Source organism: Sphingosinicella sp. CPCC 101087 (assembly GCF_004151485.1).
Classification (GTDB): domain Bacteria; phylum Pseudomonadota; class Alphaproteobacteria; order Sphingomonadales; family Sphingomonadaceae; genus Allosphingosinicella.
In genome coordinates this window covers 1-12,550 of sequence record NZ_SBFF01000003.1, presented here as the reverse complement: position 1 = coordinate 12,550, position 12,550 = coordinate 1, and the positions used below count along the sequence as shown (strand labels likewise).

At 65.7% G+C, this 12,550-nt stretch carries 4 protein-coding genes and 2 tRNA genes; 2 read left to right on the top strand and 4 right to left on the bottom strand.

From position 1 onward, the window contains the following. Positions 1-109 precede the first annotated feature (109 nt). Together EKM57_RS05390 and EKM57_RS05385 are read right to left on the bottom strand one after the other, a co-directional pair. Positions 110-196: transfer RNA gene (locus EKM57_RS05390), tRNA-Tyr, on the bottom strand. 81 nt (positions 197-277) lie between these two features. Beyond that, on the bottom strand, positions 278-1,267 hold the full coding sequence (locus tag EKM57_RS05385) for a complex I NDUFA9 subunit family protein (protein WP_129791476.1): 990 nt from the start codon (positions 1,265-1,267) through the stop codon (positions 278-280). Between the two features lie 205 nt (positions 1,268-1,472). On the opposite strand from EKM57_RS05385, the gene EKM57_RS05380 reads away from it, so the two are divergent. Further along, a tRNA-Leu gene (locus EKM57_RS05380) sits at positions 1,473-1,559 on the top strand. Positions 1,560-1,809: 250 nt separating this feature from the next. After that, positions 1,810-2,709: a DMT family transporter gene (locus EKM57_RS05375; protein WP_129791475.1), complete on the top strand. Its 900-nt coding sequence runs from the start codon at positions 1,810-1,812 to the stop codon at positions 2,707-2,709. 135 nt (positions 2,710-2,844) lie between these two features. On the opposite strand, the gene EKM57_RS05370 is transcribed toward EKM57_RS05375, so the two are convergent. Both EKM57_RS05370 and EKM57_RS05365 read right to left on the bottom strand, forming a co-directional pair. Next, complete coding sequence (locus tag EKM57_RS05370) at positions 2,845-3,747, bottom strand: mechanosensitive ion channel family protein (protein ID WP_129791474.1); 903 nt, start codon at positions 3,745-3,747, stop codon at positions 2,845-2,847. A 64-nt stretch (positions 3,748-3,811) separates the two neighbouring features. After that, positions 3,812-12,499 carry an S-layer family protein gene (locus EKM57_RS05365; RefSeq protein ID WP_206185301.1) on the bottom strand — a complete coding sequence of 2,896 codons (8,688 nt, stop codon included), beginning with the start codon at positions 12,497-12,499 and terminating at the stop codon, positions 3,812-3,814. Positions 12,500-12,550: the final 51 nt, after the last annotated feature.

Sequence of the window (12,550 nt, the reverse complement as noted above, 5' to 3'; positions counted from 1 at the left end):
ACCGCCTTTGTCATCGACCCTCGCCTCGGCCGAGCCGAAACCACGGATTGCCGAAGTCGATGGGTTGCGGTCGGGGAGGGCCATGCCGGCCCGGCACGCTGCCTGATGATGGTGGACAGGGCTGGATTCGAACCAGCGTAGGGCGAAGCCCGGCAGATTTACAGTCTGCTGCCTTTAACCACTCGGCCACCTGTCCGTGGGAGCGCGATATAAGAAGGCGGCCCCTGTGGCGGAAGGGGCGGCGGCTGTCAACGCGCCGCCGGAGCCCCGCCTTCGCTCAATAAGGCGAGGGTCCTTGCGCGCGCGGATCGGGCCCGCCGCCGCCCGCAGGCCTCGCCCAGCGGCCTTGGCGGCGGTAGATCGGCAGCCATCCCTCGGCGACGGCCGCCAAGGGCGCCGGCCTGATTCCGAAAGCCTCGAACCCGGGACATTCGCCGCTCGCGACATTGTCCCGCTGCAGCATCAGCCACTGATCCCAAGTGATCGGAGCGCCGGGGACCCAGCCGCCGAGCCGCGCCATCAAACGCCCGATGCCGTCGGGGACCTGCAGCACCGGCCTGGTCCCACGGCCCGTCGCCCGGCAGATCCATTCGTTGATTTCGCGCATCGAAACGACCTGAGGTCCCGCCAGCTCGTACGTGCTACCCGAATGGGGCGCCGGATCGACCGCGGCGGCCGCGATCGCCTTGCCGAGATCGGCGGCGTAAACCGGCTGCACCTTCCAGGCGCCGCGAAGCACCGGCACGACCGGCAGCAGCCGAACCATCCGCGCAAAGCGGTTCACGAAATTGTCCTCGGGGCCGAACACGATCGACGGCCGAATGATCGTCGCGGCGGGAAAGTCGGCGCGGACCGCCTGCTCACCCTGCCCTTTGGTGCGGCCGTAGACCGATTCGCTTTCCGGATCCGCGCCGATCGCGGAAATATGCACGACGGCCGCCGCGCCGGCCGCGCCGGCCGCCTCGGCGACGTTGCGGGCCCCGCCGACATGGACGGCCTGCAGGTCTCCGTTGAAGATACCGACCAGGTTGATGACGGCGTCCGCCCCCGCGACCGCGGCGGCCACCTGCTCCGGCCGGGTCACGTCCGCATGCACGAACTGGATCTGCCCGAGGCCGGCAAGCGGCCGCAGGTAGAAAGCGCTGCGCGGCTCGCGCTCGGCGACCCGGACGCGCGCGCCGGCTGCGAACAAGGCCTGGGCGACATAGCGGCCGATGAAGCCGCCGCCGCCGAACAAGGTGACCAGCCGGTCCGTCTTTACCGTCATCTCCCGAGCGCCCTGGCTAGGTTGCATGAGACGGGCGCGCAGGCCCGCAGTCGCGCCGCTCCCTTGCCGCTTCGGCGCAGCGATGGCAAGCCGAACGCCCATTCCGGCGCCAGGACTACCGCCCGCTCCGCGCGGCACGATATCGGCGGCGCAAGCCGCGTTGACAAGCAGGGCGCGCCCTCCTACCTCGCGCGTCCTACCCCGTGCCCAGGTGGCGGAATTGGTAGACGCACCAGCTTCAGGTGCTGGCGCTCGCAAGGGCGTGGAGGTTCGAGTCCTCTCCTGGGCACCACTCTTTCCTCCTGCGGTATCCGCGGCCCGACCGGGTCTGACGGCCAACATGCCGATGGGCCCGACCGACGTCCTGGGCCGATCGCTTACCGCGATCGGATCGGAGGCGATCCCATCCGCCGTCGAATTTCCCTACCCTCCGAATCCCGGCTCGACCCGATGCCGACCTTTGGGCATGTGCGCGCGGCGCGTGGCGAATCCAGCTCCTCACAGAAGCAGGGCAGGGTCAATCGCGCTGGATTGGAGCCTTCTTGTTCATTTCCGAAGCGTTTGCGGTCGGGGCCGCCATCTGCCTCGCGTTGAGCTCCATGTTCATCGAAGAGCTAAAGGGGCGCGTTTCACTATTGCGGCTTGCTCGATGGCAGTTCGTCCTGGCCTTCCTGATGGCGGGGATCGCCGGTCTCCTCTTGGGCGGGTGGCGGGCCTTGGAGCTTTGGCAGGTCCAGCTCCTCGCCGCCTCGAGCCTGTTCGGTATCGTGATTGCAAGCACGACCTACTTTGCCGCGATCTACGCTATCGGGCCCCGGCTTACCGCCCTGCTCTTCTCGCTGACCTCGCCGTTCGCCCTAGTCCTGGGCTATGCGGCTTTCGGGGAGACGATCACGGTCCCGCAGGGATTGGGGGTTGCACTCGTTCTCTCCGGCATCGTGCTTGCGATCGGCCTGCCGCGCCGCCTCGCACCGAGGAATCAGGCGGGCCCATCCGTGTCGCTGCCGGCCGTGTCGCGGACCGGCATCGTCCTCGGCATCGTCACGGCCCTCGGTCAGGCCCTGGGAGGGCTTTTCGCGCGGCCCGTCATGGCCTCGGACGTGGAGCCGTTCACGGCGGTGGCCATCCGCGCCGGCCTCGCGGCAGCCTTCTTCCTCGTCCTCGCTTTGTTTCCCTTCGGCCGCGCCAAGAAGGAGATCTTCCGGTGGAAGGATCTGGGGCTAGGCGCGGGGGCGACGCTCTTCGGAAGTTGCTTAGGCATGGCGCTGCTCATGGCCGCCCTGGAGCGGGGAGACGTGGGGATCGTTTCCACCCTCTCCTCGATGACGCCGGTCGTCATCCTGCCGATGGTGTGGATCAGGACCGGCATCAGGCCGCCCGCACGCGGATGGATCGGCGCACTGCTGGCCATAACCGGCACAGCCTTTATCAGCTTGGGGTAAGCCTTCGCTGCACATCGAAAAGCCGGCCGGGCCAGTCGTTCTCCGGCGGCACGGGGCAGCCCGCCTCCACACTTCTTGCGCGCAGGATGAATGCCGTAGCGAGCGAGACGCGCCGCGGCCAGGTCGACCGAGGCGTCAGACTATTCGGGCTTCCGGCATTCGAGACTCCCCAGGCAGCGCCGTCATGCCTTGAGGGGCTTCTTCGCGCAGCTTGACCGGGGGCTTGCGCTGCATGATCTCGCCTTTGCTTATCTCCACCGCGTGGGGATAAGGGATCTCGATGCCTTCCCGGTCGAACGCCTCCTTCACCCTTTTCATCATGTCCGCCCGATAATCGAGATAGTCGTCTGTCTTGATCCAGACGCGGGCGGAGACGGTCACGGCGAAATCCCCAAGGCTTTCGACCCCGAACCAGGCCTGAGGTTCCGCCAATGCCCGCCGGTCGCCCGTCATGACCTCGGTGAGGACCTTGATGACTTGGTCGAGGTCGTCATCATAGCTGACACCGAAATCGATCACGCACCGGCGCTTCCCCTTGATGGTGAAGTTGGTGATGGGATTGGATACGGCCTGTCCGTTCGGAACCAGAATCCGGCGATCGTCGAGGGTGACGATTTCGGTGAAGAACAGGTCCAGCTCGGTGACGAGTCCCTCCTGGCCGTTTATCTCGACGAAGTCGCCGATCTGAAAAGGCCGCATGAAGGCGATCATGATGCCGGACGCGACGTTGCCGAGCGTTCCCTGCAAGGCGAGGCCCACCGCGAGGGCGCTCGCGCCGAGGACCGCAACGAGGCTCGCCGTCTGGACGCCGAACATCTGCAGAACGGCGATCAGGACGATGACGATGATCGCATAGCGGATCGTCCGCGCCAGAAAGGCGCCGATGGTCGTGTCGATCCGTGGGTTCTTGGCCGTCTGGGCGCGCGCGACGCGTGAAATGAAGAAGGCAAGCCATATGCCGGCGGCAAGGACGGCCGCCGCATAGAGCACCTTGAGGCCCCAGAACACCACAACTTCGGAGAAATCGGAGTTCAGCATTGTACGGTCCCATGTTCGCCGGTCCGGCACATGTCAGTAACATCAACACCGCCGTCCCGACGGTTCAGTCCACGGCAATTCCCGTCTGTACGCGCAGCTCAACCTCGGTGGTGTCCACGGTAGCCGTGTAGATGGCATAGTCGATGCCGCCGATTTCCTGGGGCCCGGCCGAAGTCCAGTCGTCGCTCAGGTCCAGCGTATCCCGCGTATCTCCCAGCACGGTCAGGAGCGAACTGCTTCCGGCTATGCCCAGGACGTCGGCCGCCGAAAGGCTGGTGATGTCGTTGTCGTGAAGATCGAGCACCTCGACGTTGGAGAGCCTCGAATCGAGCTGGCTGCCCGACAGGCTTTCGCCATGGCGCAGCCGGACGGTGTCCGTGCCGCCCCCCGCATTGATGGTGCCGCCGGTCCAAAGCAGATTGTCATTGCCGCTGGTGGGCAGCTGGGCGAACGATTCCACCGTCAACTGAACCGTATCCGAGACCGAGACGCTCGATCCGTCGGTCGTGAACGCCTCCACGCTGATCTGAACGCCTGACGCGCCGATATTCTGGTCCGTGAGCGCGTTGCGCGCCTGCAGGAAGCCCAGCCTGTCCAGGTCGGCCTGGGTCAGGCCCGTCAGCGTATAGGTGTCGGTGCCTGCATCGTAGCTGACCCCGTCGATCTTCTGATCCGTCCCGATGTAGATAGAGGCAAATTGGCCCAGGCCGGTAAGCTTCACCGTCGCCGTCTCCTGGGATGCATCGTCGGCGCCGGGCACCGACGCATCGGCGGCATCGGCCATCGAGGCATTCAGGTTCAGGGGAATGATCGAATTTTCCGGGCCGAACGTGTTGGTCGCCGTCAGGTCGACCCCGTCGGCGACGGCGGCGACGGTCACGTCGCCGAGCTCGAAGCTCTGGATCAGGCCGTCGTTGAACACGCTCTCGCCGCTTTCCACGGTGACCACGAGATCGTCGAGCGTCCCGCTCCAATGCTCCGGCGGCACGATGGCGACATAGGCCGGAAGGGAGCCGTCCGGATTGGAGATCACCCAGGTGTTGTCGCCGCCGGCATTGCTCGCCAGCACGGCGGTGCCGGCGGAATCGCCGACATAGACGAGGAATCCGTTGGGCAGGTTCGATAGCAGGATCGAGTTGATGAGCTCCGATCCGTCATCATCCACCAGGCTGACGACCAGATTGGTGATCGGAACCTGGTTCGACTCCGTGCCCGACGATGGCGAGCTGCTCACCTCGACACCGTTGTTGATCATGATGACCTGGCCGGTGCCCGATGCGGTTCCCGTCACGATCTGAGCCGACCCGCTCTCCTGAGTCCTTACCTGCGCACTGAACGACACCTCGCCTGCCGTGCTGTTGTTTGGCGTGTAGGTCAGCTCGACGGGCGTGCCGGCCGTCACGCCCGTGACGACATAATATTCCTCGCCATCGACGATCTCGGTCGGGAGCGCAGCGCCCTCATAGGTGAGCGTACCATTCTCCAGGCCGTTGGTGCTGCCGGCCGGATCCACCTTAATGTAGAGCTTCCCGTCGACGATCTCGCCGAAGGCGCCATCGGCGTCGTTCGTGACGGTGATGGTCACGGGAATGGACTCGACGCCTTCGTCGATCGGACCGGCCGAGATTGAAATCACCGCCGGGTCCGTGACCGGGTCCACCGGTACGATCATGTCGTCGAGATCCGCAATCTCGCTGCGGCCGGTCGGCACCGACACCGTCAGCCGCGCGTCGAGCTGAAACGCGCCGGCGGCACTATTCTCGTTGCTGTTTTCCGGTGCCGTGATCCTGATGCTGTCGAGCAGGCCGGCCAGCGCGGTATCGGCGTCCTCGCCCGGGCCGACCGTCACTGACGCGGTCCAGACTTCCTGGCCGCCCACCGTCGTGAAAGCCATGCCATCGATGCTTGTGCCCGGCGGGAGGTCCGACAGGCTGACCGTGAAGATGTTCGATATGCTGCCATCCCTGATCGTGACCTGGGCGTCGACGACCTGCGAAAGCGAAAAGGTGCCGTCCTCGGCGGCGTGAGCGCCATTATAGGCCCATTGGTCGATCTGCGCAGGCAGGGCTCCCTCGCCGGGGGCGAAGTCGGTGGTCAGATGCCAGGTCACCGTGTCGGACCGGACCGCCGTCGTCGCATCCGTGTCGCCCCGGTCCTGAGTCTGCACCTCGATCGTGATCGGAACGTTCTCGAGCTCGCCGGCGAACCCGCTGACATCGAACGCCACCGGAAGGCTGAAACCGCCGTCCGCGTCGATCGGCAAGGCGGCTGCGTCCTCGTAGATCAACAGCCAGGTTCCGGCGCCGCTATAGGCGCCGCCTTGGACCGAGACGCCCTCTGGCACGCCTTCGATGACTATTCGGATCACCTTCTCGCTGCCGTCCACATCGGGGGTCGCCCCCGCGACGCCGGCCTCCGGCGCTCCGGCGATGTTCAGGGTGACAGTGACGACATCTCCGGCGGTCAGGACCGCCGTGTCGGGCGTGGCGTCGTCGCCCGCATATTGGTCCGACACCGTCGTGACGCCGGCGCTGCCGCCGATGGCGCTGATCGACACGTCCACGGGATCGGTCACCGGATTGGCCGTGAGTTCGAAGGTACCATCCTGCACCCGCGTGCCGCTCGACCCGGCCGGCGTTGCGCCGTAGCTGTCGTCCGTAACCTCATATTTGAAATCGAACGAGCCGAGCGCGCCATCAAGATTGGCAGCGCCCTTGGCGGCAAGCTGAGCGATCTGGGCTCCGGTCACCACATAATAGCTCTGGCCGTCGATCGTCTCGAGCGGCAGGTTCGCTTCCGACAACGGGGTCGAGCCGAGATAGAGCGTGAAGTTCGGATTCTCGTCTACCGGAACCCAGACCGTGGTAAGCGCTTCATCCGTGTCGCCATTCTGATGCACGATGGCCAAGCCGAGCGGAGTCACCACGTCTTCGACCAGGGTGGCGCTGGTCGTGACCACGCCTTCCGCCGAAGGCGTCACCTCTATCTCGACGACCTGTGCGCTCCCGGTCCGGGAGTCGCCGTCATTCTCGGTCGTCACCGGCGTTACCAAGAAGCTCTGGGTACCGCTGAAATTCGCCGGCGTCGACACCGTGGCGGCCGCGAACTGCTGCTGGGTGAGCACCCAGACACGCTCCTCGCCCGTGCCGCCGACCAGCATCGTGCCTTGGCTGAGGGAGAAGCCTTGGGGAAGGCCGGTGACCCGCAAGGTCAGGACTTCCGATCCGTCCCCATCCTGGAGGCCGGCAGTCAGCAGCTCGCTGAGCAGCACCTGGTCCGCACCGCTGTCGAGTGCAGCTTCGTCATAAACCGTCGCCACCGCCTCAACGTCGGCCGCATCGGCCACGCCCCGCAGGGAGACATTGACGCTGAGATTCTGCGAGCTCGAGGCATCGGTCCCGTCGACCGAGAAAGCGGAGACGCCGAGCGTGAAGTCGTCATTGCTGTTGGGGGGCGGCTGAATAGTGAGCGTCCTGGTGGAATCGAACCCCTCAATCGTCACGCTGCCGCCGGTCACCGTCTGGAAGTTTCCGTCATAATAGAGCTCGGCACCGACGGGGATGCCGGAGATCGTCACGGTGAAAGTCTCGGACGGATCAGAGCTGGTCGGCCTTATCTCCAGCGGAATGGCGGTATCTTCGATTCCGGTCGCGCGGGCATTCAGCGCCATCGTGACCTCGTCCGCCACCGGCTGGATGACCAGGTTCGTCAGCGTCGACGATCCCGAGACGGCTTCCACCGTACCGCCATTCGGATCCGGATCGACCGTGAGGGTCCGAACGCCGATCTGGAAGGATCCCGAGAGATTTTCGGGTGCCTTGAACTGTAACGTGCTGAGATACTCGATCGGGATATCGACCGGTGTGCCGACATAGGTGACGACGACCCACTCGCCTCCCGCCTCGCTTGTATCGCCGTTCGTCGAGTAGCGGAATTGCGCGCCATTGGCGCTGCTTGCGCCGCCGTCGCCGGCGACCAGCCCGGGGGTCAGCCGAGCATAAACGGTCTCGTCACCGTCCTGGTTTTCCCAGCCGGCCCCCAGATCGAAGGCGCCGTCGGTCCCGAGCGTGAACCAGGCGTCCTCCTGGCCCGGTGTGCCATATCCATGGTCGCCCGGCATTGTGGCGTCGGAGGAGCCATCGCCGTCCGAATCGTCGTCCACGATTTCAGCCTCCGCCGTGACGGCGACGCCGACCGACAGGTTCACCGTGCTGGTTTGGGTGACCGGGGTTCCATTGATGTTGACCGTGTCGGCGCTAGTGACCGCGACCTCGATGGTGACGTCTGCGCTGCTGTGGGCCGGCGGCCGGATCAGGAAGCCGTCCAGAACTTCCTCCCGCTGCTGTTCAGTCAGGGTGTCGTCGAACAGGATGGTGTAGGTCCCGCTCCCCTCGATCACGTCATAGCCATCGCTGTCCCCGGTATCGGTCACGATCCACCCGACGGGCACCTCGAACGCGACCTGGGTGATGAGCTCGGTCCCACCTCCTTCGCCGTCGGTCGTCCCTATGCCGGAAAGGAAGTCTATGGCCTCGTCCTCTGCGGTCGTTACGTCCGACGCGGTCACGTCGCCGCCGAGCGGTGTCACATGCAGCTTGAGGTCCACCGAATCGAGGACTTCGTCCCCGGCCGTGGGACCGGAACCCACGCCGTCGGCATCCGCGTCCCGCGCCTTGACGGTGACGGTGATCGTCAGGTCGCCGCTGAAATCGGTGGGCGGGGCGATTACCATCGCCGGCAACCCGTCGGCGGAAGTGCTCAGGCCCGGCGCCGGCACCACCACCGGGTCGGACCCGGTAACCGTGACGCCGTTGACCGTGGAGCCGATCGGCAGACCTGAAATCTCGATCCACCGGACCTCTGATCCGTCCACGTCGGATGTCGCATTGCCGTCGCCGACGGGGAAAGCGATCGTGACCAGGTCCGCCAGATCGAAACTCGTATCCTCCACGATCGTGTGATCCGTCGCCAGACCATCGGCGTCGCCATCGACCAGCGAGATGGCCACCGGGTCGGTAACCGCCTGCACGTTGACCGCGACATCGGTCGACCAAGTGAAGCCGGGCACGCCCACGATGGGCGTTCCATCGTCCTCGACTTCATAGCTGGTCACGCTCACATTGATCGTGAAATTGGCGTGACTCTCGCTCGGTGGCAGGATTCGAAGGCCTTCATAGGTGGCCGTCGTCAGTGTCAGGTCCCCGCTCGTTCCGGAAACATGCGGCCCGTCCGACAATCGGATGGTGACGTCGCCGCCATCGGACACCAGCAGGACGTTACCCGCGCCATCGAGCAAGGTCGCCCCCGCGGGAATGCCGCTGAGCGTGATGACGCCCAGCAGCTCCGGATTGTCGCCCGTCCCGGAGCCATTCTGGTCTGTGGCGTCGCTGACGATCGGCGCATTCAAGCCGAGCGCAACGGCCGTGTCTTCTTCGGTCTGGATCGTGGGGTCGTCCACCGGCACTTGCGGAGCATCCGAGACCGGCTCGACGACGACGGTCACCGTGGTCGTGACTGTGCCGCCGCCGTCGTTCGTGGTCGTATAGGTAAAGGTGTCGGTCCCGCTGAAGTCGGAATCGGGCACATAGGTGATCTTGCCGTCAGAGCTGACGGTCACCGATCCGTTCGGCGGATCCGACACCACCAGGTTCGAATCCGACGCGTCGGCGCTGGTGTTGAAGGTGATACCGCTACTGTCCTCGTCGAGCGTGAAGGTCCGTTCGGTCTCCGGCTCGTCGTCGGAGATGGTGATGATGATAAAGTTCCCGTCGTCCGCGTCGCCGTCGGCATCGACCACGCCGAAGGCGATGGGCAGCTCGATTTCGCTGGTGCTCGTATGGTCCAGCGGACTTAGCAGGGAGAAGCTGTAGCTGGCGCTTGCCGAAGTCGGATCGACGATGGTGGCGACGAACACGACGGCCCCGCCAGCTCCGGCGGTCGCGGTGAGCGTGTAGCCGTCGGCGCTGAGCGTATAGACCAGTCCGACGCCGCCGGAGGTCAGGTTCAGGCTTTCCAGATTCTCCTGGTCGGAGGCGAAGGTCACGTTGGTGCCGTCCGCGCCCTGGGTGACCGCCAGCGATCCGGTCTGCGTCACGGCCGCCGGATCCGGATCGGTGCCGTTCGACAGATTGGCTTCGTTCACCACGTTCGTGGTCGGCACGCCGATCGAGGGGACCGTATCTTCGACCGTGACCGTCTGGTTCGCCCAGCCGCTCACGTCGCCGTCGCTGTCGATCAGATTATAGGAGAAGACGTCGTCGACGGAGAGATCGTTGCCGGGCTGCGGGTGTTCCACCGACGGCCCCGAGGTCGCGGCAGGATCGCTCGTATAGCTCCAGCTGCCATCCTGATTCACGGTGAGGCTGCCATGGATGGTGTCGAACGTGCTGCCGGCGGGGCCGGGGGCCACGGTTGCCGTGACCAATTCGCCGGACTCGCTGGTATACTGGATCTGATGGACGCGGGCGCCGTCGGCACCTTGAACGTCGTTGGCGAGCAGCAAGGTGCCCGTCACCGTTTGCGCCCCTTCCACGACGCTGGCCCCCGCATCGACCTGTGCCGTCGGAACGTCGTCGACCACCGTCAGGTTCAGCCTCGCGGGGACGCTGGAATCGCTGTCGTCCACCCTGTAGTCGACAGGGATCGACAGTCCGTTCTCGCCGCCTGCGGCTCCATGGTCCAGTTTCCCGACCAGCGTCATGGTCACGCTTTGGCTGGCCCCCGATGCATCCGTCGGGTTGTTCAGCGTCAACGTGAACACCACGGCGCCGCCCGGACCCGCAGTCGCCGTGAGCACGTGCCCGCCCGCGCTCAGCGAATAGGCGAGAGCGGTTCCGCCCGACGTCAGGTTCAGCGCCTCCAGGCCGCTCAAGGTCGAATCGTCGAAGACCACGTCGCTGATCGCATCAGCACCCTTCGCGATCCCCAGATCCTCCGTCACCGAATTGGTCTGCGAGCCCGCACTGCCCGTCCCGGGAATGTCCTGCTCGTCGATGGCGAGACCCACCGGTGCCGCCGTCGGATCGGTGTCGGTCACGGTCAGCGGCTGGATCGCCGATGAGGTGGACCCGTCATTGTCTTCGATCGTATAGCCGAAGGTCTCCGACACGCCCGACGGGTTGTTCTCCGTCGAATCGCTCGCATAGCTCCACGTGCCGTCAGGATTGACGGTGAGGGAACCGTAATGGGTATCTACGGTCAGGCCGCCCGGGGGGACTGCCGCGGTCGCGCTGTTGCCGGACTCGTCCGTATAGGTGATCGATACCACCTTGGCGGATCCGTCCGCGCCGACTTCGTCATTCCCCAGGAGGTTCGAGCCGCCGCTCGCCGAGCCCACGACCGTCCCGCCTTCGTCCAGCGAAAGCCCCGGCTGGTCCACGGCAACAGGCCCGTCATCGACCACCGACACCTGGAAGCTGCCGGCGTCGGTGTCGCCGTCCGCGTCCGTCACGTTGAAGTCGAAGGACAGGTCGATATCGGCTCCATCGTGGTCGAGCGGACCCGATAGCTCGAAGCTGTAGCCGGCAGTCGGCGAGCCCGGATTGGTCAGCGACACCGTGAAGACGACCGCACCGCCGGGGCCGGCGGTGGCCGTAAGCGTGTGTCCGTCGGCGCTCACGGCATAGACGATCGGGACTCCGTTGGACGTCAGATCCGCCGGCGCCGACTGGGCGGGATCGAAGACCGTGGTGACCGAGCCGTCGTCGGCGCCGGTACGCAGGTCGAGCGAGCCCGTCCGCGTCAGCGCGCTGGCGTCGGGATCGGTGCCGGCGGGCAGGCCCGCCTCGTCCAGGGTGACTGCATCGGGCGTGCCGATGGATGGAACATCGTCGACGATATTGACGCTCAGGCTGGATTGCCTGACCGCCCCTGCAGCGTCCTCCACCGCGAGCTCGATCTCCTCGATACTGTTGGCCGATGCCGCGTCGGGATTGGAGACGCTTTCCTCGAGCGTATAGGTGTAGCTCAGCGTACCCCCGGTCGAGACGCCGCCAATCTCGCCCGCCGAAGCAAACCCCGTCAGAGTCAGCTTGCCTTGCGCCGTGTCGATCTCGATCGGCGTGCCGGCGGAGATCGCTTCCAGCTGCGCGAGGGTGACCGTCGTGACTCCGATGGTGATGGTGGAGAGCCCATTGGCCGCCGAAATGGTGATGGTGCCGCTGACAGTTTCGTCCTGGCCGGCAGGGCCGTCGCTGGTGAGCCCCGCCTCGTAGACCGTCACCTCGCCGGGCTCGATTCCGTTGCCATCGACCGGTGCGATGGACGGGACGCCATCGTCATTTCCGTTGATGGTGATCGTCAGCGTCGTGAACGACGTGCCGCCTTCGCCGTCGGAAATCGCGTAGCTGAACGTATCGGAAAGCGGCGGACTCTCACCGTCCAGTGCGTTGACGGCCGGGTTCGAATTGTCCAGCTCATAGGTATAGCTGCCGTCGGCATTGAGAGTGAGCGTGCCGAAGGCGCCGACGATCTGCGTTCCGGCGTTCGGAACTGCCGGAAAGTCGCTCAGCTCGTCGGCCGTGCCGGCAACAACGTGCGTGACCGACAGGGCGTCGCCGTCCGGGTCGATATCCGTGCCCCCGGCGGCGGCTCCACTCTCGATGACGCCATCCGCCGCCGAGACGACGAGGTTGGGCCCATCTTCCGTCACGCTGCCCTGGTCCGCGGCCGCCTCGGGCGACGGGTTGGTGACGGTCCAGTTGAAGCTCTGGGTCACCGTGGCGCCATGCGGATCGGCTGCCGTCACCACCACCGTGTAGACGCCGGCCGGGTTGCCCGCCGTGCTCGACTGGCTTGCCGAAGG

What these genes read in the sequence shown, in the direction of transcription:
- EKM57_RS05370 (WP_129791474.1), bottom strand. Translation starts at nt 3,747, where the DNA reads ATGCTGAACTCCGATTTCTCCGAAGTTGTGGTGTTCTGGGGCCTCAAG.
- EKM57_RS05385 (WP_129791476.1), bottom strand. Translation starts at nt 1,267, where the DNA reads ATGACGGTAAAGACGGACCGGCTGGTCACCTTGTTCGGCGGCGGCGGC.